Origin of the sequence: Bifidobacterium saguini DSM 23967 (assembly GCF_000741715.1) — a bacterium.
Lineage (GTDB): Bacteria > Actinomycetota > Actinomycetes > Actinomycetales > Bifidobacteriaceae > Bifidobacterium > Bifidobacterium saguini.
Map to the genome: position 1 here is coordinate 319,704 of NZ_JGZN01000008.1, position 21,995 is coordinate 341,698.

Here is a 21,995-nt window from a genome sequence, read left to right on the forward strand (position 1 = left end):
CTGACTAAAGGGGAGGTATCTACACGTCTTATTTGCTGTAACTCATGCCACGGTGTTGCCGTGTGCTCCAGTGACTTCCAAGGCCTTGGCCTGATCATCAGTCAGGTAGCCGAACCACTTGCCCGCGGTGGCCATGTCCTTGTCGCCTCGACCAGAGATGTTGATAATCATCACGGCCTTGTCGTATCCCTTGGCCTTCAAATCCGCGGCTGCCTTGTAGGCTCCGGCCACAGCATGGGAGCTTTCGATAGCGGGAATGATGCCCTCGGTCTGGCTCAGGTCACGGAAGGCGTTCATAGCTTCCTCGTCGGTAGCCCAGGAATAGTTCACGCGGCCAATATCCTTCAGCCATGCGTGCTCAGGGCCAACGGATGCATAATCAAGGCCCGCGGAAATGGAGTACGTGTCGAGGGTTTGGCCTTCGTCGGTCTCCAACAGGTAGCTCTTGGCACCTTGGAACATGCCAAGCTGGCCGGTACCGGGTGCGAAGCGAATGGCATGCTTGCCGGATTCGGGTCCGTTGCCGCCTGCCTCGTAACCGTACAGGTTCACACGCTCATCATCGAGGAAAGCATTCATTACGCCAATGGCGTTGGAGCCACCGCCCACGCAGGCGCAAATCGCGTCCGGATGGTCGATGCCGTACCAGTCCTTGAGCTGCTGCTTTGCTTCTTCACCGATGATCTTTTGGAAGTCGCGCACCATAGCCGGGAACGGGTGCGGACCAGCAACCGTACCAAGCAGGTAATGCGTATCTTTGACGTTGGTCACCCAATCGCGCAGAGCTTCGTTGATGGCATCCTTCAGAATGCGGTCGCCGAGGGTCACTTCGACCACTTCAGCACCAAGCATGCGCATACGAGCCACGTTCAGGGCCTGACGGCGGGCGTCAATCTGCCCCATGTAGATACGGCACTTGAGGCCGAGCATGGCGCATACGGTAGCGGTGGCCACACCATGCTGGCCGGCACCGGTTTCGGCAATCACACGGGTCTTGCCCATGCGCTTGACGAGCAATGCCTGACCGAGTGCATTGTTGATCTTGTGGGCACCCGTGTGGTTCAGGTCTTCTCGCTTCAGGAAGATGCGTGCATCAAGACCGGTCTTGTCTTTCACGAGTTTAGCGAAGCGAGGAGCTTCGGTCAGAGGGCTCGGACGGCCTACATAGCGCTGCTGCAGGGTCATGAATTCCTTATGGAATTCCGGATCGGCCTTGGCTTCGTTGTAGACGCGCTCAAGTTCATCAAGTGCGGTGATGAGGGCTTCCGGCACGTAACGGCCGCCGAACTGTCCCCAGTACGGTCCCTGATGTTCGCTTAACGGGGTGGTTTCGGATGCTTTCACTTGTGCTCCTGCCTTTACTAGTCGTTCCACTGCAAGTTCATGATCGTCGGCGGTGGCCACACCCTCGCCAACCAAGACCGCGTCCGCTCCCGCGCGGGCGTAATCTTCTACTTCCACTGCACCGAATACGCCGGATTCCGCCACTTTGATAACGTCTTCCGGCAAATCGGCAGCCAGTTCGTTGTATTTGTTGACATCCACACGCAAGTTCTTCAAGTTGCGGGCGTTGATACCGATCACACGGGCACCGGCCTTGCGTGCACGTTCGATTTCCTCACGCGTATGCGTTTCCACAAGCACGGTCATGTTGAGCTCGTGCGCCAAGTCGAGCAGATGCTTGAGCTTGGCATCGTCGAGTGCCGCCACAATCAGCAGTACCAAATCGGCACCGTGAGCACGGGCCTCGTAAATCTGGTAATCAGTAACGATGAAATCCTTGCGCAACACCGGAATATGCACGGCTGCGCGAACCTTATCCAAATCGTCAAGCGAGCCGAGAAAACGGCGGCCTTCGGTAAGCACGGAAATCGCGCTTGCACCGCCCTTCTCGTATTCGCGAGCTAGACCAGCCGGATTCGGAATATCAGACAGGTGGCCCTTGGACGGAGATGCGCGCTTAATTTCGGCAATCACCGGGATGCCGTCCGCGCGCTTAAGCCATCGCGTCGCGTCTATCGGAGCCGAAGCCGCAAATGCAGCCTTCTTGACATCCTCCAGTGACACGGTGCGTTCACGGGTCTGCTGGTCTTCCAGCGCGCCCGCTACCAATTCGTCCAGAACCGACATGATCCTCCCTTTGCTGGTAGTCGATCATGCGTCACTCTAGGTCACTGCGAGGGTAAAGGCCGCGCCCGTCCTACATTCTGGGCTATTTACTGCTGGTTTACGAGCGAACGCAGCAGCGTGATCTCCTCACGGTGAGTGTCCTGCGTCTGTTCCTTGGTTTCCAGAATCATTGGCAGCTTCGCCATAACCGGGTCGTTCACAAGACGAGTGAAGAACGGAATACCCAGTTGTCCGTTACCGATGTTGGCATGACGGTCTTTGTGCGAGGAAAGCCCGAATTGGGAGTCGTTCACATGGATGGCTTTGACTGTGTTCAGACCGATGGTCTCATCCAATTGGCTCATCACATCGTCGTAATCGTTCACCAGGTCATAGCCTGCGTCGAACACATGGCAGGTGTCGAAGGTGATGCCAATGTTTGCCTTGTTTTCAATACCACTCATGATGGTGGCGAGTTCTTCAAAGCTACGACCGCATTCAGTACCTTTGCCTGCCATAGTCTCTAGCAGCACCGGAATGCCGTTCGCGCGTTCGATAACTTGATTGAGCCCGTCGCTGATGAGTCTGCAGCCGGTTTCGGCGCCTTGCCCCACATGGGAGCCCGGATGAATGTTGATGTAGGTCTCCTGCCCGGCTTCGCGAATCGGAGTCAACAGCTCAATATCTTCAATCAATGCTTCGATGGCGAATTGGCGCTTAGCTTCATCCTTACCTGCGAGATTGTAGACATAAGGCGCATGTACTACCAACGGCCCATAGCCTTCTGCTTTCAACCGTGCACCGAACTCCCCTGCTTGTGCCGGATTCAGCGCTTTCGAACGCTTGCCGTATGGAGAACGCGGGAAGAAAGCGAATGCCGTGCCATCCTCATCACGGGAGCGCTTGAGCAATGCGTTCCATCCGCCAGTCGTTGACAGATGCGACCCGATGAACAATTCCATGCTTCCCTTCTCCTTATCATTGACTACATTGCTACCGATATTTTACGGTAGCCGGCCCAGCCCGGTTTCACCCGTTACCGTGGTCAATTTCCTTCCAGGTTTTGCCATCATCATTCAATCGCAGATACCAGCTCATGGATTGGGGTCCCTTGGATAGGGACATGTCGCTGCCATCGCAAGTAAAGTCAACCGTGGCTACGAACATACGCTCTCGATCATTCTCGTCGTATTCCCAGTCCAAGAACTTATCGGCCGTGGACTCATCATATGAGACTTTGTTCAGCGTGCAGCCAGTGAATCCAGAGAAAGATCGAGTGACGGTTTTGCCAGCTGCATCAAGCTGAGCCTTGCTGAATTTGCTGGATGCCGAGTACGTGTATTGGACATGCGAGGTATCCGCCGGACGATTCGCGACAACGCACAGCATGACGACAACCAGCACCGCAATACCTGCAATCACGACACCCCATCGGTATCCTTGCCTGTCTTGTGTATTCATCATGCAGGATCCTTTCCTATGGGCAGCAATCACGGTCGTCTCGCATACAGTATCATCCGCATCACATGTCATTGATTTCCGTCTCTTGCCTTCTGCACCAATACTGCGCACACCATTCTCGGACAATTCGATGGCATCTCATTTTTTTCAGGGCAATATCGGGGAAATTCCCGATAATCCCGTGCACAAATCCGCGCGATAATGGAATGTTATTGGCATAAACGTGTACTGAGGAAGGGATTGAGATGCGACTCATCGGTAATATTTTGTGGATTATTCTTGGCGGCATTGAAATCGCCATTGGCTGGGCCTTGGTGGGACTTGTGCTATGTATTTCGATTGTCGGCATTCCGCTCGGCATCCAAGCTTTTAAGATGGCAGGTCTTACATTGACGCCATTCGGTAAAACTGTACGTTACGGCGGCGGCTTCGGCTCCATACTGGCCAACATTGTGTGGGTGGTACTGGTTGGCATCTGGATGGCACTGAGTTATGTAGCTGCCGGCGTGCTCAATTGCATTACCATCATCGGTATTCCGTTTGGTTTGCAGTCCTTCAAAATGGCGAAACTGGCGCTCTGGCCATTCGGCGCGCAAATCGAGAATCTGTAATCCATAATTTACTGCTGCCAGACTTTCAGTACCTGTTGCGGCACCTTGGATGCGTCGAATCGGTAGTGGCCGGTTACGTTCATGTGATGGGCGAATGCCAGATAATCGTTTTCGCGATTGTTTTGTGCCATGTTGTGCAATACGTAAGTGATGCCGTTGCTATCGCGTTTGTCCGAAATGATGCCAATGTGTTTGGTGTGGTTGAAGACCACGATATCCCCACCTTGCCATGACGCTTTGTCAGTAGGATCAGTGGTGAGGCTTTGCCCGTATTTGGCGAAGAATACGTCCAGCACGCCGGTTCGGCGAAAGTCGATGTTGGGGTCGGGATTCGGTGCGACTGCGGCATAGGAAGCTGGGTCTGCGGCGATATCCGCGTCCACCATAGCTTTGAGATCATAACCGGCCTCGCGGAATGCTCGCCATACCAGGTCGGTGCATGCGCCACGGTCGTCAGGTGGATAGCCGCCTTGATAGTAGCCATCATCATATTGTGGTTTGGCCTGGGCGTCCTTGCGCGCTCCGGCAACGATATCCGCATAATCATCGACTCCATTACCATTGAAATCGACCGGGCTTACTGCTTTCGGATATTTCTGATTGGCTTCATCTGCTGGCATTGTCGAAGCATCCGAATCCTGTGAAGTAATGCCTGAGGCGGTGCCTGCTATCCGAGAGGTGACCGCATCTGCTATCGACTGCCAAGGCAAGCTTGTCATATGCCGTATGGCGAGCACACCGCCGAACACCAGTGCCAGGATAATCGCAACAGCAACAATCAGCTTCGTTCGGCGGTGAGTGTTACGCTGTATCACTTTTCGCCTGCAGATTGTTGGTTGTTCTGATTCCGCTTATAACGGTCCCAGAAGTATTCGATTATGTCCAGTGCAATCGCAATCGCAGCAATAATGGCAACCAACAGATTGTCGCCTATGGCACTAATCAGCAATAGCACATAGCACGCGATTCGGGCCACTCGCCACCAATTTACACTCATGGTTTTATGGTAGCGCCATGCTTTGCCGCTTTGGTAAAGGACAATACAAATCCGTCACCTGAGATGATGTCTGCAAACCGGCAATTATTCTTCGCCGCGACATCGGCGTGTCGCTTGTCCGCACTGTGCCGGCTATGATGCCCGTGATATTGACACCGGTTTGGTTAGCCGCCGCACATGAGAAAGAAAACGAGACATGGATAACGCACTATTCGAAAAAGCGCCGATTCCCAAAGCGTATTTCTCGCTGGCCATGCCAGTGGTGCTCAGCATGCTGGTCACACTGGTTTACAACATGGTGGATACCTATTTCGTTGCGCATACGGGCAATACGAATATGGTGGCCGGCGTTTCCCTGACCGCTCCAGTGTTCACGGTGATGATCGCCCTTGGCGATATCTTCGGCCTCGGCGGCGCTTCGGTCATCTCCCGATGGTTCGGGCAGCATCGTTACGCGGACGGTAAGCGACTCAGCGTGTTCTGCTTCTACGCTGCCATTGCCACCGGCATCATCATCGCAGCTTTTGGCCTGGTATTCCGACCACAGATGCTTACTTTGCTGGGCGCCACTGAAGACACTTGGCAGTACGCCAGTGAATTCTACACGTTGATCATCATCGGTTCGCCGTTCATCATTGTGTCGATGACGCCTACGAACCTGCTGCGTACCGAAGGGCATGCCGTTGAATCCATGATCGGTTCGATGGCTGGTACCGCCGTTAACATCATGCTCAACCCGTTGTTCATCCACGTGTTCGGCTGGGGAGCCTTGGGTTCTGCCGGTGCAACGGTAATCGCCAATATCTGCACTGATATCTACTACATATGGTTCCTTGTTGCGCGCAGTCAGAACCTGTCCATTCACCCGAAACTCATGTTTGCCAAGGCCACTCGCTTGACCAACACTGTTCGCCGAACTGTTCATACCATCAATATCACCGGTCATGAGATTCGCAGCATCTTCGCTATTGGCATTCCTGCGGCGATTACGAATCTCACGCAAAGCGTGGGAATAGTCATGGTCAATCTGTTCCTCTTGCCCTATGGCACGGATGCCGTGGCGGCAATGGGCATTGCACTGAAAGTGGTTATGATTGCCGTACTGATTTTCGCTGGATTCGCTTTCGGCGCGCAGCCCCTTATCGGCTACAATTTCGGTGCACGTAATATGAGCCGGCTTCGCGGTATCATGCATTTCTCATACGCGTTCCTGTGCCTGTTCGCGCTCATTATGACCGTGGCGTTGAGCCTTGCCGACCGTATATTGATGCGATTCTTTATCAACAATGAGACTATCGTGACGCTGGGCGCAGGTATGCTTCGCATACAACTGCTGAGCCTAGTGTGCGTGGCCATTGTGATGGTGACCACGTGCACGTTCCAGTCCACAGGTAAAGCCCTAGGCGCCTTCATACTATCCATCAGCAGGCAAGGCGTGATGTTGGCGCTCACTTTGGGTGTTGGTTCGCGATTGTTTGGATACGAGGGCGTGATTGCTGCACAGGCTGTCGCTGATTTGCTTACCGCCGCACTTGCCGTGGTGCTGTTCATAGTAATGCTGCCGGAATTAGGACCTCGTGTTCTCAATAAGCGATCCAACGGCATTACACATCAGTAATCGCCACAATCTGATGTCATCCACACGGGATTCGTAAGTTGAATGATTTTCTTGTCCGTTGGCTCAATTATCGGTGAATGAATCCGGTTTGGCGAAATCATCACCATTGAAGTAATTCACAATCGCTGTCTCATGTTTAAAGAGCACGATGCCGGCCTATGTTTACCGAGCTGCCATCAAAAGCTCACTCATGCTGCCCATTCTCGTCAGCGATTATGCCTTCTCGCTTGCGACGGCGCTCAAGCATGTAGTAGCCGGCATAGCAGCAGGCGACGAACGGAATCATGCAATACAAAGTGGAACGCTGAGTGTCATCCAGAATGACGAGCACGAGCGCACCGATGCACATCACAATCGCAAGCCACGGCAGCACCGGGAAACCGGGAGCGCGATAACCAAGCTGAGACACGCTATGCCCTGCCTTCGCCCATTCGCGGCGGAATCGAATATGGCATACGCATACGGAGAACCACACCACCAAAGTGGCCAATCCGGAAACGGCCACTAGCACCAGATACACGGTGGATGCGGCAATTACCGAGGAAAGCAGCGCCAGAAGCGAACCAATCATGGAAAACAGCACAGCCCAGACGGGTACACCATGAAAGTTCGTCTTGGCGAACCGAGCTGGAATCAAGCGTTCCTTGGCCAGAGACCAAACCATGCGAGAACATACGTACAGACCGGAATTCGCTGCGGACAGCACTGCGGTCAATACCACGAAGTTCATCACATCGCCGGCAAACGGCATACCAATCGATTGGAACACCAGCACAAACGGACTAGTCTCGACTCCCGCCTTATGCCAAGGAATCAACGCAGACATCACCAGAATCGAGCCGATGAAGAAAATAGCAAGACGGAATACCGTGGTGTGCACGGCCTTCGGAATCGCCTTATCCGGAGACTTCGTCTCACCCGCAGCCACGCCGACAACCTCAGTGCCGGAGAAGGCGAACACCACCGTCAACAGCGTAGAGAACACAGGGGCAAACCCATTGGGGAACCAGCCATCGGCAACAAAATTGCCGAACAGCGGCGCCGAATCATAACCAGTTATCGGAATCGCACCAAAAATAGCCAACAGGCCAATCACGATGAATGCCACAATCGCGAACACTTTAATTGACGCAAACCAGAATTCCGCCTCACCATACAGGCGTACAGACAAAATATTGAGTACGAATACCACAGCGATAAACACTGCTGACCATATCCAGGCGGGAGAATCAGGGAACCAACGTTGCATCAGCAATCCCGCCGCCGTGAATTCGCTGGCCAACGCCACCGCCCAATTCAGCCAATACAGGATGGCGATAACAAACGCAGTACCCGGGCCGATGAATCGTTTCGCATACATGTGGAAACTGCCGGCATACGGCATCGCCACAGACAACTCACCAAGCGAAACCATTACGCAGTAGACCAGCAGGGAGCCGACCGCATATGCAAGAATCGCGCCAAGAGGCCCAGCCTGATGAATCGTATAACCGGAAGAGACAAACAGACCGGTACCAATCACACCGCCGAGGGAGATCATCGTCAGATGGCGCGACTCCATCTTCCGCTCGAGCCCTTGCTCACCAACGGACTTATTCACGCCGGTTTTGTCGGTAACAGATTCGGTGGGATTACCGCTGCTCATGTCTGTCTTGCCTGAACCGGCGGTCGCCATACCTGAACTCCTTATCTGGTCATTGCGTAATGCCGTTCAATCATACCTAATATCAATCGTGCCGATTACCATATGGCAATCGGCACGATTGATATTACGCAAATACGCTGCAGCATGCTACAGCAGCAGCAGATGTGCTCTATAGTTCGCGCAATTGGGCCGCAATCTGGACAGCTTCGACACTGGCTTCCGCCTTATTGCGGGTTTCCTGCCATTCGGTTGCGGGCACGGAGTCGAGCACGATGCCGGCGCCGGCCTGCACACTCGCTTCGTGATCGCGCAGGAACGCGGTACGAATGGCGATGGCCATGTCCATGTTGCCAGAGAAGTCGAAATAACCGACTGTACCGCCGTAGATGCCACGATCCGCAGGCTCCAGCTCATCGATAATCTCCACTGCACGCGGCTTAGGTGCGCCGGAAAGCGTACCAGCCGGGAATGCGGACTTGAACACGTCGAAGGCTGTCAGCGAAGGGTCGACCTTGCCGGTAACCGTGGAGCAGATGTGCATGATGTGACTGAATCGCTTGATGTCCATAAGCTGTACAACGTCCACGGATTGCGGCACGCACACCTTGCTCAAATCATTGCGAGACAAATCCACGAGCATGATGTGTTCGCTGCGTTCCTTCGGATCGGCAAGCAGTTCCTTGGCGAGCTTCTCGTCTTCCTCCGGCGTGGCACCGCGCGGGCGGGAACCGGCAATCGGGAAGGTCATGGCATGGCCGTTATCCACCTTGATCAAGGTTTCCGGGCTGGAGCCAATCACATTGAAATCACGGCCTTCGGCGTCGGTCAACGCCATGAAATACATGTACGGGCTTGGGTTCAGCGTGCGCAGCACACGGTAGACGTCAAACGGGTCAGCAGGAGAATCGATGTCGAGACGCTGGGAAATAACCACCTGGAACACATCGCCATCAACGATGTACCGCTTGGCTTCCTCGACCGCATGCTCATAATGACTTTTCTCCGTGCGGAAACGGAGCTCCGGCTGCGGCACCGACTCATCCAACACGTTGACGCGAGCTTCGCCCGGAGTCGGCGTGGCTGCATCACGCTGCATCTGGTCAAGGCGTGCCACAGCCTCGTTGTAGGCGTTGTCTGCACGCGTGGGCTTGTTATCCACATTGACGGCGTTGGCGATGAGCCAGACTGAACCGGAAACGTGATCGACCACGGCAATATCGGTAGCCAAGGCCAGTACGGTTTCCGGCTGGCCGGTTTCGTTCGGTGCCTCGGCGCGCAAGGTCGGCTCCCAGTGACGGATGGCATCCCAGCCGACCGTGCCAACAAGACCGGAAGTCAGATTCGGCAGGCCTTCTACATGCGGGGCTTTCAGGGTTTTCAACGCTGCATGAGCGACTTCGATAACATCACCCTCAGCAGGCACGCCAACCGGCACTTTGCCAAGCCAATCAGCCTGTCCATTATTGGAGCGAAGTTGAGCCATCGAATTGACGCCAATAAAGCTGTAGCGACTCCAGCTGCCGCCGAATTCCGCGGATTCAAGAATGAAGGTGCCGCTGCGACCACCAGCTAAACGCTCATAGAAGCCAACCGGCGTCAGCGAATCTGCGAGCAGACGGCGAACAATGGGAATCACACGGTATCCCTGATCCGCTAATTCATGGAACTGCTCACGACTTGGCCAAGTCGCACCCCACTTCAGGTGCTTGACGCTGCATTCGCTCATATTTGCTCCTTAGTGCTGCTCTACAGGACGATGTCCCTCAACCACTGGCAAAGGACCGCCTTCAAGGAAGCAGCTGCGCTTACCTGTATGGCATGCCGCTCCCACTTGGTCGACTTCAACCAGCAGTGCATCTCCGTCACAATCAAGTGACACGCTTTTCACATATTGCACATGGCCAGAGGTATCCCCTTTACGCCAGTATTCCTGACGGGAACGGGACCAGAAAGTCACACGTCCATCAGTCAGCGTTCGGCGCAACGCCTCATCATTCATGTATCCAACCATCAGCACCTCATGAGTGTCGTACTGCTGGATTACCGCAGCAACCAATCCTCTGGCGTCGCGCTTTAACCGAGACGCGATACGCGGATCAAGCTCGGTGGAGTTGTCGTATGCAATATCTGTCATGTTTCCTACCTATAAACGAATATGTCGGCAGACACTGTCTGTCAATTCACGGGTCCAGTTGAACGAACACAACTGATTACCGCACGGTGTAACCGTGCTTCTTCAATTCAGCCTTGACATCTGCAATGGTCATGATGCCGTAGTGAAACACCGATGCCGCCAGCACAGCATTAGCACCAGCTTCAATAGCCGGAGGGAAATCCTCCACCTTGCCGGCGCCACCGGATGCGATAATCGGAATCTTGACTTCTTTCCTGACCTCTCGAATCATTTCAAGATCAAAGCCCTGCTGGGTGCCATCTGCATCCATAGAATTCAGCAAAATCTCACCAGCACCGAGTTCTTCAGCTCGCTTCACCCACCAGATGGCATCAATGCCGGTGGACTTACGGCCGCCCATCGTGGTGACTTCAAAACCGGATTGCGTATGCTGCTCGCCTTTCTCGCGGCGAGCATCCACGGAAAGTACCAGAACCTGATTGCCGAATCGTTCAGCTACACGACTAATCAGCGAAGGATCGTTGATGGCCGCAGTGTTGACACCAACCTTATCCGCACCGCAGCGCAGCAGTGAGTCCACATCTTCGGGCGTACGAACGCCACCGCCTACCGTCATCGGGATGAAAACCTGTTCAGCAGTGCGCGACACCACATCAATCATGGTGCTGCGATGGGAGCTGGATGCGGTGACATCGAGGAATGTGAGTTCGTCAGCTCCTTGACGATAATATTCAGCCGCCAATTCCACCGGATCGCCTGCATCCTTGAGATTCTCAAAATGCACGCCTTTTACCACGCGACCGTTATCGACATCCAGGCACGGGATGACTCGTACCGCCAGCGACATGCTTCACTCCCCTGTTCGGTTTCGCTTACTACAGTCCATCAGCCTACCTACTTCTCATGTCATGAGTGCTTCAGGTTTCTGCAATATGAGAACGCTCATCACCGGCAGTAAGCAGGTGAACATATATGGTAAAAGTCGGTTTCCTACCATCGCGAATATGATAGGGAACCGACTTTTCAAGTGCCAGATATGTGTAATTATCGTTCCTTGGCTGCCAATTGACCGCAGGCACCATCGATATCCTGACCACGCGTATCACGCAGTGTGGCAGTGATGCCGGCATCATGCAGGATTTCCAAGAACCGCTGTTCATCTTCCGGTTTGGAGGCTGTCCACTTGGAGCCCTCAATCGGATTGAGCGGAATCGGATTCACATGGGCCCAATTATCGCCGTAATGATTCAGTCGTTTAGCTAGCAGACGTGCATGTTCGGCCTGATCGTTAATACCTCGCATCAGCGCATATTCGATGCTGACGCGTCGCTTTGAGGCCAACCAGTAATCGTGCGCGGCATCCAATACCTGAGTGGTGTTGAAACGCTTATTCATTGGCACCAATTCGTCACGCAACTCATCGCTAGGTGCGTGCAAGGAGACCGCCAGACGTACCGGAATACCTTCGGCAGTCAGCTTCTTGATGCCAGGGACCACGCCCACAGTGGAAACGGTGATATTGCGCGCGGAAATACCAAAACCTTCCGGAGGCATGGAGGAAATCTGACGAACTGCGGAAAGTACAGACTTGTAGTTGCCCATAGGCTCTCCCATGCCCATGAATACGATATTGCTCAGACGGCCTTCTCCCCCGGCCACTTCACCGTCTCGCATCATCTTGGCGGCCACACGCACCTGTTCGACGATTTCTCCGGCAGACATGTTGCGGGTCAAGCCAAGTTTGCCGGTGGCGCAGAACGGGCATCCCATACCGCAGCCGACCTGCGAGGAAATGCAGAGCGTGGTACGAGTGGGATATCGCATCAGCACCGATTCAATCAATGAACCATCAAAGAGTTTCCATAATGTTTTAATGGTGGTTCCCTGATCGGCTACTTGACGGGTTACTTCGGTAATGAGTTGCGGGAAGAATGTTTCAGCCGCTTCCTCTCGCTTTGCCGCTGGAAAATCCGTAAATTCGGCGGCATTCACATCAAAGTGACCATAGTAATGATTGGCCAGCTGCTTGACTCGGAACTTCGGCAGACCCAGCTCGGTTGCTTTGGCAATACGCTCTTCGGGAGTCATATCCACGAAATGCAGCGGCGGCTTGCCTCGACGAGCGTGATCTTTGGAAAGCACATCGCGGAAAGCGCCGGAAGTGCCGCCTGGCGTGATGCCGGTTTCCGGAGTATCAGTATCGTGCGTAGTCATATGTTGCTTCGCTCTCATCAATCAAATAGAAGTTCATGGCGATGTGCGTTGCCACATCGTAACAGCGATGGCGCCTCACCACTCTTGAGTAAGACGCCATCATCATGATTCGTTGCAACGAACGACTGTTATTTACAGGCCAGTGACCCACAGCAGTGCACAGGTGAAGGGTGCGCTCATCAAAATCGAATCCACACGATCCATGACGCCGCCATGTCCCTTGAGCAAATGGCCCATATCCTTAATGCCGATATCTCGCTTCAGCATGGAGGCACATAAATCACCGAACGTGCCCACCGTACCGATAAGTATGCCTGCAGCAATCGGCACCCACCAGCGCGTGGTCCATGCGGAGGAATCATATGTGCAAGCGAACACAGCAAATGCGCCAGCCATAGCGAACAGCATGGAGCCAATCAATCCTTCAACGGATTTCTTCGGTGAAATGCGAGGACTGAGCTTATGTTTGCCCAACCATGCACCGGCGAACAAACCACCAGTGTCGGAAAGAGCCGGCAGGAATACCAGCATAATGGCATGAGCAACCGGATGACCATTAAACGTGAGCGGAATAATGATACAGCTGGCCAACAGTGGAATATACAGTACCGTCAGTACCGAAACAGCCACATGGCTCAAACGGGAATGATGCAGTTCGCCACCATCATGATTGAAGGATGATTCCAATCGAGCGCTGGCGTCCGTATTCGATAGCTTACCGGCAACCGCCAAAGACAAACGATTGCCGAAACTAATTTTCGCACTGGCGGCAATAGCAACGAGAATGATGGACACAATGATACTCAGCGACATCGTAATCAAATGATATGGGGCATAATACGTAGCCAATAACGTGCCCGCTGAGCATATCCACAGCATAATTACCGGAATGTGGAGCCCCACAGTGGCAAAATCCACTCGGAGCTCCCACAATGCCAGAATCATAAATACCACGACCAACAGCACGAACAGGTCGATGCTGAATAGCAGAGCCCCTAGAATCAAGGCAATAAGCAGCACAGCCGTGCCAATGGCCTGCGGCATATTGCGGCCAGTCTTCTTATTGATTTGGTCGAGGGCCTCTTCGGCCTCTTCGTGCAGTTGTTCGTTACGTTCCATGACAATATTCCGGCTGGTCTTCTCAGACCTCCATGATCTCCTTCTGCTTGGTTTCCAGCAGTGCATCGATTTCATCGGTGATGGACTTGGTGACCTTGTCAAGCTCCTTGAGCAGACGATCACCCTCATCCTCGCCCATATCGCCGTCCTTGACGGACTTGTCGATGGTTTCCTTGGTCTTACGGCGAATGTTGCGCACTGCGACCTTGCCATCTTCAGCCTTGCCCTTGGCAAGCTTGACGTATTCCTTACGACGGTCTTCGGTGAGCTCCGGCATGGTCAGACGAATGACGTTGCCATCACGGTTCGGGCTGATGCCAAGATCAGAGTTACGAATGGCTTTTTCCACGGCTGCTGCCTGGGATGCATCAAACGGGGTGACGGCGAGGGTGCGCGGTTCAGGCACGCCGATGGAGGCCACGGCCTTGATCGGGGTCGGAGCACCGTAGTAGTCGACCATGATGCCGTTGAGCAGTGCCGGGTTAGCACGACCGGTGCGGATGCCGGAGAAGTTCTCCTTGGTGTTTTCCACGGTCTTGGCCATCTGTTCCTTGGCCTGATCGATAAGAGACATATTCACTCCTTGTTGTTGGACAGTGGTGTTCTTCTATGAACGCTTGTTATTTGATTGTAGGCGTTGATCTCACTCGGCTACGCGCGACTCGGCGGTGGAAACCAAGGTGCCGATTTCCTCACCCACCAAGGCACGAGTCACATTGCCTGCACCCTCCAGGCCGAAGACGCGGATGAGCTTGCGATTGTCGCGAGCCATAGACAGGGCAGCTGCATCCATGACGGCCAGATTGTCGACCAAAGCTCGCTTGTAGCTCAAAGTGGCGAAACGCTTAGCTTCTGGATCCTTGCGCGGATCGGCAGTGTACACGCCATCGACACCGTTCTTGCCCATCAACACTTCATCGCAATGAATTTCCAAAGAGCGCTGGATGGACACGGTATCAGTGGAGAAGTATGGCATACCGGCACCAGCACCGAAAATAACCACACGGCCCTTTTCCAGATGGCGGATGGCCTTGAGCGGAATATACGGCTCAGCGACCTGGCCCATAGTAATGGCGGTCTGCACACGAGTGGACTGGCCTTCCTGCTCCAGGAAGTCCTGCAAGGCGAGGCAGTTCATCACGGTACCGAGCATGCCCATGTAATCGCCACGGGAACGATCGATGCCAGCCTGCTGAAGTTCAGCGCCACGGAAGAAGTTGCCGCCGCCAACCACAATGGCGACCTGCACACCCTGCTGGACGGCCGGAACGATTTCCTCGGCAATGCGTCGAACCACATGAGTATCGATGCCAACCTTGCCACCGCCGAACGCCTCACCGGACAGCTTCAGCAGAACCCTACGCGGCTTATCGCTTTCAGTCATTTATGTTGCCTTTCCTTGACCACGAAAAGTGCCTAAAAATATCCGTAGATAAGGGTATCGGTTTACAGCGACACCCCTGTGCAACGACACCCTCACAATGAAAATGCCATCCAAGGAACTTGTCTTGGATGGCATTTTCATATCAATGCGTCAGGCGCATCGGATGAGCGCTAAGCTCACTCCTCTTCGCCCTTGCCGACCTCGATGCGGGCGAAGGCAGTAGCCTTGCCGCCCACTTCCTCGAACAGCTTGCCGACGGTCTTGGACGGATCCTTGACGAACGGCTGCTCGAGCAGCACGACTTCCTTGAAGAATGCGTTGAGACGGCCTTCGACGATCTTCGGGATGATCTTCTCCGGCTTGCCCTCAGCCTGGGACTTCTCGGTGGCCACGCGACGCTCGGACTCGACCACATCGGCCGGAACGTCCTCGCGGGTCAGCCACTTGGCACCCATAGCGGAGATCTGCAGAGCAGCTTCGTGAGCCACGGCAGCGCCAGCCTTGTCGGTGGCAATCATGGCGACGATGCTCGGCGGCATCTCAGCGGACTTCTTGTGAGCGTAGATCTCGACGTGCTCGCCGGAGATCTTGGCGAACTGGCCGACCTTAACGTGCTCACCGAACAGAGCGGCGGCTTCTTCGATGGCGACCTTCACGGTGGAGTCGCCAGCCTTGGCGGCTTCCAGCTCTTCAGCGTTGTTGGCCTCAGCGGCGACGGCGTAGCCGAGCACCTCGTCAGCGAATTCGACGAACTTCGGGGTCTTGGCCACGAAGTCGGTCTCGGAGTTCAGCTCGACGGCGTAACCGGTCTCGCCTTCTGCACCTTCGACGACCTTGGAGGCGATGGTGCCTTCCTGAGCCTTACGGCCTTCACGCTTGCCAGCTGCGGCGATACCCTTGGCGCGGATGATTTCCTTAGCGCGGGCCACGTCGCCTTCGGCTTCGGTCAGGGCCTTCTTGACGTCGAGCATGCCGGCGCCGGTGTCCTCGCGAACCTGCTTGATCAGTGCGGCGGTAATTGCTGCCATTGATTATTCTCCTTTAAGAAGATGTTGCTTACCCAAAACGGATGGGAAGCGCTTGTTCAGGCACTTCCCATCGTAGAGCATCACTCAGCCTTCGGGGCCTCGGCGGTTTCGCCTTCGGCGGCGGCCGGAGCAGCTGCCTCAGCAGGAGCCTCGTTGGTCAGGAGCTCCTTCTCCCAAGCAGCCATCGGCTGCTCGGAGTCGGCGGTCTTGGTGGCCTGGCCGGAACGCTCCAGCAGGCCCTCAGCCACAGCATCAGCCATCAGGCTGGTGAGCAGCTCGATGCCGCGGATAGCGTCGTCGTTGGCCGGGATCGGGTAGTCGACGATGTCCGGATCAGCATTGGTGTCGACGATGGCCACAACCGGAATGCCGAGCTTGTGAGCTTCTTCAACAGCCAGGGATTCCTTGGTGATGTCGACCACGAACATAGCGGACGGGGTGCGGTTCATGTTGCGGATACCGCCAAGCTGCTTGTTCAGCTTGTCCTTCTCGCGCTCGAGCAGCAGCAGTTCCTTCTTGGTCAGACCGGAGCCGTGGACGTCAGTGAAGTCCATCTCCTCAAGTTCCTTGAGGCGGTTCACGCGCTTGGAAACGGTCTGGAAGTTGGTCAGCATACCGCCGAGCCAACGCTCGGAAACGTACGGCATGTTCACGCGGGTGGCCTGAGCGGCAATAGCTTCCTGAGCCTGCTTCTTGGTGCCGACGAAGAGCACGGTGCCATTGTGGGCAACAGTGGTCTTGATGAAGTCGTATGCCTTGTCGATCATGTCGAGCGACTTGAACAGGTTGATGATGTGAATGCCGTTGCGCTGGGTGAGGATGAACTGCTTCATCTTCGGGTTCCAACGACGGGTCTGGTGGCCGAAGTGCAGACCAGCCTTCAGCATTTCGCTCATAGTAATCTGAGCCATTGGTATTACTACCTTTCTTGTCGGTTCTTGCCTGGTCATGCGCACCTGCGTGCAGCAGCTCCCCCGTTATTACGGGTTTGCAGCCGACCGACACAGGCCGTCGCGAGCATGACGCGAATTTGTTGCGTACCGGTTGACAATATTGGGTGGCGCCGAACGCCTGCGACTGCGTTCATTGCCGGGGTGGCACACAAGTTTCAACGATAACACAGCACCTAAACCAAAAGCTCTTCTGCTTGTGTGCAGAAGAGCTTTTGGTGTAATGGACTACCGGCTGGAGGTAGTTGGCCAGAGGTTACTTGGCTGAGCGATTGCGCATATAACGCAATGCCTCGCGTCGTTCTTCCTTTTCCAAACGATCCAGATAGACGTGTCCATCCAAATGGTCACATTCATGCTGAAGCATACGACCCATAAGACCATGTCCTTCCAGCACTACCTCTTTGCCGTCTAGATCAATACCACGCACACGGGCGTAATCGGCCCTGCGAGTCTTGTACCAAAGTCCCGGCACCGAAAGGCAACCTTCGTCACCATACTGCTCACCGGAGGTCTCTTCAATAACCGGGTTGAGGATGTAACCGATCTTGCCGTCGATATTGTAGGAGAATGCTCGCAGGCTGACACCGATCTGGTTGGCGGAAAGCCCCGCACGTCCGGGATCGTTCACCGTCTCGAGCAAATCATCCACCAGACGCCGCACAGCCGGCGTGATTTCCTTAATCTCATCGCATTTCGTACGCAGTACAGGATCCGGTACAACACGAATCTCGCGAATAGCCACTGGTTCTACTCCTCAGTCTTGTTATCGCCTGCGTCTGCTTGAGACTCTTCGGCATCGTCGGCGCCCTCGGCTTCAGCCTTGGACTTCTTGATTTTCTCCTGCACGCTAGCAAGCGAATCAGACACACTGCTCTTCATCTGTTCGGAAGCCTGCTTCATCTGTTCGGAAGCCTGCTTGACCTGCTCGGAAGCCTTCTTCACTGTTTCCGAAGTGCTATCGATGATTTTCGCAGTGGCAGGCAGCGGCTTGTTTGAAGGCTTAGGTGCATAGAGGTCATTTTCGATAATGTCGGCATAGCGCTGAAGCACCTTTGGACGCACGACCTTCATGCTTGCCGTGAGCGTGCCTCGATCCTGACTGAATTCTTCGTTGAGAATCACGAACTTGCGCACGGATTCCGCACGGGACACGTTGGCGTTGGCCTGATCGACGTATTGCTGGATAAAGGCGCGCACCGCGTCATTATCCTTGGCTTCATCGAGAGTCATCTCGGCGTTGAGCCCTTGGCCTTCCAGCCACGAGTGCAACATGTCAGGGTCGAGCTCAATCAGCGCAGAGACGAAGGGCTTGCCATCGCCCACTACCACAGCATGCGCCACTATCGGGCAGGTATCGATGATGTCTTCCATCGGGGCCGGACTGATGTTCTTGCCGCCGGCAGTGATGATGATGTCTTTCTTGCGGCCGGTGATGAACGTGAAGCCCCTGTCATCGATACGGCCCAAATCGCCGGTTCTAATCCAACCATCCGCGGTCATGGCTTCGGCGGTGAGTTCGGGCTGCTTGTAGTAGCCAAGGAACACGTTCGGACCAGTGAGTTCGATTTCATCATCCTCACCAAGTCGAACACCCATACCGGGGCCGGGCTTGCCGACCGAGCCGACTTCGTTATCGTCCTCCCAGTTGACGAGCATCGGAGCTGCGGTTTCGGTCATGCCATATCCCTGAATGAAGGTGATATCGTCCATGCCGTTGAAGAAGTGGGCCAGATCAACATTCAGCGGAGCGCCACCACAGGCCAGCCATCTCAGGTTCGGGCCAAGTGCGGAGCGAATCGACTTGCCGACAGTGGCCATGTAGAAGGAGTGGCGCATGCGCTCAAGCAGGGAGTGGCCACGACCAGCCTGCTCGTCTTTGCTCCACTTGACAAAATGCTTTACCGACTGTGCGAAGATGCGGCCCTGGATGCCGGCACCAGCCTTCTGGGAGGCCGCATTGTACACCTTCTCGAACACACGAGGCACACCCAGCAGATACGTGGGCTTGAAGCTGCGAATATCAGCGAGCAGATGCTTGGCATTAGGAATGTAACCGACTACGCCGCAGCCGCCGATGCAAACGTATTGAATATATCGGGCGAAGCAGTGTGCCAAAGGCAGGAACAGCAGCAGTCGGTTGTCCCGGTAGAGCATGCCATTCAAAATCTCATATCCGTTAAGCACGATATGCGTGTAATTGCGGTTGGAGAGCATAGCGCCCTTTGGCTTGCCTGTAGAGCCGGAAGTGTAGACCACGGTAAGCAAATCGTCCGCTTTGATACGAGCAATAGCCGCATCAAGCTCCTCATCACTGATGCCGTGCCCGAAGTCGGCCACGGCATCCAGCCCGTCAGCCTTGAAATTGAACACATATTTCATGCTCGGGTGGTTCGTGCGAATCTGCTCAAGCGTCTGTGCACGTTGGAAATCTCCGGCAAAAGCGATGGCGGGATCCACCTCTTCGATGATACCGGCCGTCTGCTTGGCGGAGTCGGTCTCATACACGGGAACGACTACGGCGCCAATTGCCGCACAAGCGAAATCAGTGACGCCCCACTCGTAGCAGGTAGGTGAATAAATCAGCACCATCGTGCCGGCCTTCACCCCGAGTCCCATCAGACCTTTGGCTACTTCGCGCACCCTAGCAAGCATCTCGCTGGAGGTTACGCTGTGCCATTGGTGAGTGTTTTCATCCTGCCATTCGGCGATGGTGTCATCCGGGGTGCGGGCCGCACGCTTGGCCAGCAACGAGAAGACTGTGTCTTCGTCTGTGGTGACGTACCTAGGTTCTTCAACATGTTCACGCATACGCTCCACTATAGGCGAAACGTGCTATGACTACGCTCACCGCCACAAACCGTTCATGCAGAAATCAGCCTAAATCGGCAAAGACGCACATCCATCGCGATCCAATGAAACGGAATTTCATATTGACTCGAAGATTTTCCTTGCCGATAGTCATGAATACCGCCAATTCCATAGTCCTGTCACTGGTGATCATGCCATCGATCAGATTGGGGACCGTGGGAAGGTAGCAGAATTTCGCTTTGATATCAGGATGGGTGAGCATATGGAGATCCAACAGCTGATGCATGGTCTGCAATCGTTCCAAGCAAGGTGCAGTTAGCGCACGCTGGAGTCTGTCCACGCTTAACTTGCCTCGAATCGCATCCGCACAGTTGCAGGCGATCCTGCATGCCGCCATTGCCATAGTGTGGCATTCCTGAGCATCCATATTGCAAGGAAACAGCGGTTGCATATGGTATCTGATGGGCCTGTCTGATAGCTCCACCGTAATGAACCCATCAAAGCTAGGCAGCGGCTCACGATGATGGTGGAAAAAGGCATAGTATTCCATCGGCAATCCCCCTCGATCCCCTTCTTTCTCGATTCAACCCCCGTTGGCTGAACCTGAGAACAACGACACCACTAAACGCATACCGAGTCAAAACGGCTTTGCCCAACGTATAAAAACGCCCGTAAAAACAAACAGAATTATCATGTCTGTCTGTTTTACGGGCGAGTGTCGCGTTTATGCTTCGCTATCAGCGAGCAGCGTATGGGTTAACTACCATGCCACAGCGCTGGAAGTTCTTCACGTCAACATAACCGGTGGAAGCCATAGCACGCTTCAACGCACCGATGAAGTTGGTCTTGCCGTCTGCCTGGTGGCTGGGGCCGAACAAGATCTGCTCGAGCGGAGCCACAGTGCCGACCGTGGTGCGGTAGCCACGGGGCAGTGTTTGATGGCGGGCCTCGGACCCCCAATGAGTGCCCTTACCGGGGGCCTCAACGGCACGAGCCAACGGAGCGCCGAGCATAACCGCGTCAGCACCCAGCGCAAGAGCCTTGACGAAGCTGCCGGAATCACCCATGCCGCCGTCAGCAATCACCTGCACGTAGCGGCCACCGGATTCATCCATGTAATCACGACGGGCTTCAGCCACATCAGCGATAGCGGTGGCCATCGGAGCCTGAACACCGAGAGTCTGACGGGTGGCGGAAACCGCGCCACCGCCAAAGCCGACCAGCACGCCGGCAGCGCCGGTGCGCATCAGGTGAAGGGCAGCCGTGTAATTGGCTGCGCCACCGACGATAACCGGAACGTCAAGATCGTAAATGAACTTCTTCAGATTGAGCGGCTCGTGTGTAGACGAGACATGCTCCGCGGAAACCACGGTGCCACGAATCACGAACAGATCGACACCGGCATCGACCACGGTGGAGTAGAACTGCTGGGTGCGCTGAGGAGACAAGGCACCGGCAACGGTAACACCTGCGGCACGAATCTCGTGCAAACGCTGAGTGATGAGCTCCGGCTTGACCGGCTCGGAGTAAATCTGCTGAATGCGTGCAGTGGCTTCTTCTGCCGGCAGCTGGGAAATCTCGTCGAGCAGCGGCGCGGGATCGTCATAACGGGTCCACAAGCCTTCCAGATCCAGTACGCCAAGAGCACCCATCTTGCCCATCTGAATGGCGGTAGCAGGGCTGGTGACCGAATCCATAGGAGCTCCGATAACCGGTACATCGAATTCATAAGCGTCGATCTGCCAAGACGTGGAGACGTCTTCGGGATCGCGGGTACGACGTGAAGGAACGATGGCTACATCGTCAAGCGCATAGCCGAGATGGGCTTTTTTACCCAAACCGATTTCAATTTCCTGAGACATGGTCTCCAGAGTATTGCCGGGGACGGACTCCCCCGGTTCTGTGTCCATATTC

Annotated in this window: 21 protein-coding genes; 2 read left to right on the forward strand and 19 right to left on the reverse strand. The window is 54.8% G+C overall.

Annotated features, from left to right (window positions below):
• Positions 1 to 42: 42 nt before the first annotated feature.
• The 3 genes from BISA_RS07590 to BISA_RS07600 all read right to left on the reverse strand — a co-directional run bounded on the left by BISA_RS07590 (position 43) and on the right by BISA_RS07600 (position 3,573).
• On the reverse strand, positions 43 to 2,130 hold the full coding sequence (locus BISA_RS07590; protein ID WP_033891139.1) for a bifunctional indole-3-glycerol phosphate synthase/tryptophan synthase subunit beta: 2,088 nt from the start codon (positions 2,128 to 2,130) through the stop codon (positions 43 to 45).
• A gap of 86 nt (positions 2,131 to 2,216) precedes the next feature.
• Positions 2,217 to 3,071 carry a deoxyribonuclease IV gene (locus tag BISA_RS07595; protein WP_033891140.1) on the reverse strand — a complete coding sequence of 285 codons (855 nt, stop codon included), beginning with the start codon at positions 3,069 to 3,071 and terminating at the stop codon, positions 2,217 to 2,219.
• 67 nt (positions 3,072 to 3,138) lie between these two features.
• A complete protein-coding gene (locus BISA_RS07600) occupies positions 3,139 to 3,573 on the reverse strand; it encodes a hypothetical protein (protein WP_033891141.1) in 435 nt (144 codons plus the stop codon).
• Between the two features lie 242 nt (positions 3,574 to 3,815).
• On the opposite strand from BISA_RS07600, the gene BISA_RS07605 reads away from it, so the two are divergent.
• Complete coding sequence (locus BISA_RS07605; RefSeq protein WP_033891142.1) at positions 3,816 to 4,181, forward strand: YccF domain-containing protein; 366 nt, start codon at positions 3,816 to 3,818, stop codon at positions 4,179 to 4,181.
• An 8-nt stretch (positions 4,182 to 4,189) separates the two neighbouring features.
• On the opposite strand, the gene BISA_RS07610 is transcribed toward BISA_RS07605, so the two are convergent.
• Together BISA_RS07610 and BISA_RS07615 are read right to left on the reverse strand one after the other, a co-directional pair.
• The gene (locus BISA_RS07610) at positions 4,190 to 4,900 is read right to left on the reverse strand and encodes a DUF1287 domain-containing protein (RefSeq protein ID WP_051917412.1); all 711 of its coding nucleotides are present in this window, start codon (positions 4,898 to 4,900) and stop codon (positions 4,190 to 4,192) included.
• A gap of 92 nt (positions 4,901 to 4,992) precedes the next feature.
• On the reverse strand, positions 4,993 to 5,178 hold the full coding sequence (locus tag BISA_RS07615) for a hypothetical protein (protein WP_033891143.1): 186 nt from the start codon (positions 5,176 to 5,178) through the stop codon (positions 4,993 to 4,995).
• Between the two features lie 196 nt (positions 5,179 to 5,374).
• Between BISA_RS07615 and BISA_RS07620 the strand changes: the two genes are divergently transcribed.
• Positions 5,375 to 6,796, forward strand: coding sequence for an MATE family efflux transporter (locus BISA_RS07620; RefSeq protein ID WP_051917403.1), 1,422 nt, complete (start codon positions 5,375 to 5,377; stop codon positions 6,794 to 6,796).
• A 184-nt stretch (positions 6,797 to 6,980) separates the two neighbouring features.
• Here the strand turns inward: BISA_RS07620 and BISA_RS07625 are convergent, their stop codons facing one another.
• The 14 genes from BISA_RS07625 to BISA_RS07690 all read right to left on the reverse strand — a co-directional run bounded on the left by BISA_RS07625 (position 6,981) and on the right by BISA_RS07690 (position 21,943).
• Complete coding sequence (locus tag BISA_RS07625; protein ID WP_152597263.1) at positions 6,981 to 8,357, reverse strand: amino acid permease; 1,377 nt, start codon at positions 8,355 to 8,357, stop codon at positions 6,981 to 6,983.
• A gap of 253 nt (positions 8,358 to 8,610) precedes the next feature.
• On the reverse strand, positions 8,611 to 10,167 hold the full coding sequence (trpE, locus tag BISA_RS07630; RefSeq protein ID WP_033891145.1) for an anthranilate synthase component I: 1,557 nt from the start codon (positions 10,165 to 10,167) through the stop codon (positions 8,611 to 8,613).
• Between the two features lie 9 nt (positions 10,168 to 10,176).
• The gene (gene hisI / locus BISA_RS07635) at positions 10,177 to 10,575 is read right to left on the reverse strand and encodes a phosphoribosyl-AMP cyclohydrolase (protein ID WP_033891146.1); all 399 of its coding nucleotides are present in this window, start codon (positions 10,573 to 10,575) and stop codon (positions 10,177 to 10,179) included.
• 76 nt (positions 10,576 to 10,651) lie between these two features.
• Entirely contained in the window at positions 10,652 to 11,422 is a 771-nt protein-coding gene (gene hisF / locus BISA_RS07640; RefSeq protein ID WP_033891147.1) for an imidazole glycerol phosphate synthase subunit HisF, read from the reverse strand.
• Positions 11,423 to 11,619: 197 nt separating this feature from the next.
• On the reverse strand, positions 11,620 to 12,789 hold the full coding sequence (rlmN, locus tag BISA_RS07645; protein WP_033891148.1) for a dual-specificity RNA methyltransferase RlmN: 1,170 nt from the start codon (positions 12,787 to 12,789) through the stop codon (positions 11,620 to 11,622).
• Between the two features lie 132 nt (positions 12,790 to 12,921).
• Entirely contained in the window at positions 12,922 to 13,908 is a 987-nt protein-coding gene (locus tag BISA_RS07650) for a phosphatidate cytidylyltransferase (RefSeq protein ID WP_033891149.1), read from the reverse strand.
• Between the two features lie 22 nt (positions 13,909 to 13,930).
• Positions 13,931 to 14,482 (reverse strand): ribosome recycling factor, encoded by a 552-nt coding sequence (gene frr / locus BISA_RS07655; protein ID WP_033891151.1) that lies wholly within the window; start codon positions 14,480 to 14,482, stop codon positions 13,931 to 13,933.
• A 69-nt stretch (positions 14,483 to 14,551) separates the two neighbouring features.
• Positions 14,552 to 15,292 (reverse strand): UMP kinase, encoded by a 741-nt coding sequence (gene pyrH, locus BISA_RS07660; protein WP_033891152.1) that lies wholly within the window; start codon positions 15,290 to 15,292, stop codon positions 14,552 to 14,554.
• A 176-nt stretch (positions 15,293 to 15,468) separates the two neighbouring features.
• A complete protein-coding gene (gene tsf / locus BISA_RS07665; RefSeq protein ID WP_033891153.1) occupies positions 15,469 to 16,320 on the reverse strand; it encodes a translation elongation factor Ts in 852 nt (283 codons plus the stop codon).
• 80 nt (positions 16,321 to 16,400) lie between these two features.
• Positions 16,401 to 17,231, reverse strand: a complete 831-nt coding sequence (rpsB, locus tag BISA_RS07670) for a 30S ribosomal protein S2 (RefSeq protein WP_033891155.1) — start codon at positions 17,229 to 17,231, stop codon at positions 16,401 to 16,403.
• A gap of 295 nt (positions 17,232 to 17,526) precedes the next feature.
• Complete coding sequence (gene def / locus BISA_RS07675) at positions 17,527 to 18,015, reverse strand: peptide deformylase (protein ID WP_033891156.1); 489 nt, start codon at positions 18,013 to 18,015, stop codon at positions 17,527 to 17,529.
• Between the two features lie 5 nt (positions 18,016 to 18,020).
• On the reverse strand, positions 18,021 to 20,081 hold the full coding sequence (locus BISA_RS07680; protein ID WP_033891157.1) for an AMP-dependent synthetase/ligase: 2,061 nt from the start codon (positions 20,079 to 20,081) through the stop codon (positions 18,021 to 18,023).
• A 64-nt stretch (positions 20,082 to 20,145) separates the two neighbouring features.
• The gene (locus BISA_RS07685) at positions 20,146 to 20,631 is read right to left on the reverse strand and encodes a hypothetical protein (RefSeq protein ID WP_033891159.1); all 486 of its coding nucleotides are present in this window, start codon (positions 20,629 to 20,631) and stop codon (positions 20,146 to 20,148) included.
• A 187-nt stretch (positions 20,632 to 20,818) separates the two neighbouring features.
• The gene (locus tag BISA_RS07690; RefSeq protein ID WP_033891160.1) at positions 20,819 to 21,943 is read right to left on the reverse strand and encodes a GuaB3 family IMP dehydrogenase-related protein; all 1,125 of its coding nucleotides are present in this window, start codon (positions 21,941 to 21,943) and stop codon (positions 20,819 to 20,821) included.
• Positions 21,944 to 21,995: the final 52 nt, after the last annotated feature.

What these genes read in the sequence shown, in the direction of transcription:
- hisF (WP_033891147.1), bottom strand. Translation starts at nt 11,422, where the DNA reads ATGTCGCTGGCGGTACGAGTCATCCCGTGCCTGGATGTCGATAACGGT.
- BISA_RS07590 (WP_033891139.1), bottom strand. Translation starts at nt 2,130, where the DNA reads ATGTCGGTTCTGGACGAATTGGTAGCGGGCGCGCTGGAAGACCAGCAG.
- frr (WP_033891151.1), bottom strand. Translation starts at nt 14,482, where the DNA reads ATGTCTCTTATCGATCAGGCCAAGGAACAGATGGCCAAGACCGTGGAA.
- BISA_RS07615 (WP_033891143.1), bottom strand. Translation starts at nt 5,178, where the DNA reads ATGAGTGTAAATTGGTGGCGAGTGGCCCGAATCGCGTGCTATGTGCTA.
- BISA_RS07595 (WP_033891140.1), bottom strand. Translation starts at nt 3,071, where the DNA reads ATGGAATTGTTCATCGGGTCGCATCTGTCAACGACTGGCGGATGGAAC.
- BISA_RS07625 (WP_152597263.1), bottom strand. Translation starts at nt 8,357, where the DNA reads ATGGAGTCGCGCCATCTGACGATGATCTCCCTCGGCGGTGTGATTGGT.
- rpsB (WP_033891155.1), bottom strand. Translation starts at nt 17,231, where the DNA reads ATGGCTCAGATTACTATGAGCGAAATGCTGAAGGCTGGTCTGCACTTC.
- BISA_RS07685 (WP_033891159.1), bottom strand. Translation starts at nt 20,631, where the DNA reads ATGGAATACTATGCCTTTTTCCACCATCATCGTGAGCCGCTGCCTAGC.
- BISA_RS07600 (WP_033891141.1), bottom strand. Translation starts at nt 3,573, where the DNA reads ATGATGAATACACAAGACAGGCAAGGATACCGATGGGGTGTCGTGATT.
- BISA_RS07680 (WP_033891157.1), bottom strand. Translation starts at nt 20,081, where the DNA reads ATGCGTGAACATGTTGAAGAACCTAGGTACGTCACCACAGACGAAGAC.
- trpE (WP_033891145.1), bottom strand. Translation starts at nt 10,167, where the DNA reads ATGAGCGAATGCAGCGTCAAGCACCTGAAGTGGGGTGCGACTTGGCCA.
- BISA_RS07650 (WP_033891149.1), bottom strand. Translation starts at nt 13,908, where the DNA reads ATGGAACGTAACGAACAACTGCACGAAGAGGCCGAAGAGGCCCTCGAC.
- rlmN (WP_033891148.1), bottom strand. Translation starts at nt 12,789, where the DNA reads ATGACTACGCACGATACTGATACTCCGGAAACCGGCATCACGCCAGGC.
- hisI (WP_033891146.1), bottom strand. Translation starts at nt 10,575, where the DNA reads ATGACAGATATTGCATACGACAACTCCACCGAGCTTGATCCGCGTATC.
- BISA_RS07620 (WP_051917403.1), top strand. Translation starts at nt 5,375, where the DNA reads ATGGATAACGCACTATTCGAAAAAGCGCCGATTCCCAAAGCGTATTTC.
- BISA_RS07610 (WP_051917412.1), bottom strand. Translation starts at nt 4,900, where the DNA reads ATGACAAGCTTGCCTTGGCAGTCGATAGCAGATGCGGTCACCTCTCGG.
- BISA_RS07605 (WP_033891142.1), top strand. Translation starts at nt 3,816, where the DNA reads ATGCGACTCATCGGTAATATTTTGTGGATTATTCTTGGCGGCATTGAA.
- BISA_RS07690 (WP_033891160.1), bottom strand. Translation starts at nt 21,943, where the DNA reads ATGTCTCAGGAAATTGAAATCGGTTTGGGTAAAAAAGCCCATCTCGGC.
- tsf (WP_033891153.1), bottom strand. Translation starts at nt 16,320, where the DNA reads ATGGCAGCAATTACCGCCGCACTGATCAAGCAGGTTCGCGAGGACACC.
- pyrH (WP_033891152.1), bottom strand. Translation starts at nt 15,292, where the DNA reads ATGACTGAAAGCGATAAGCCGCGTAGGGTTCTGCTGAAGCTGTCCGGT.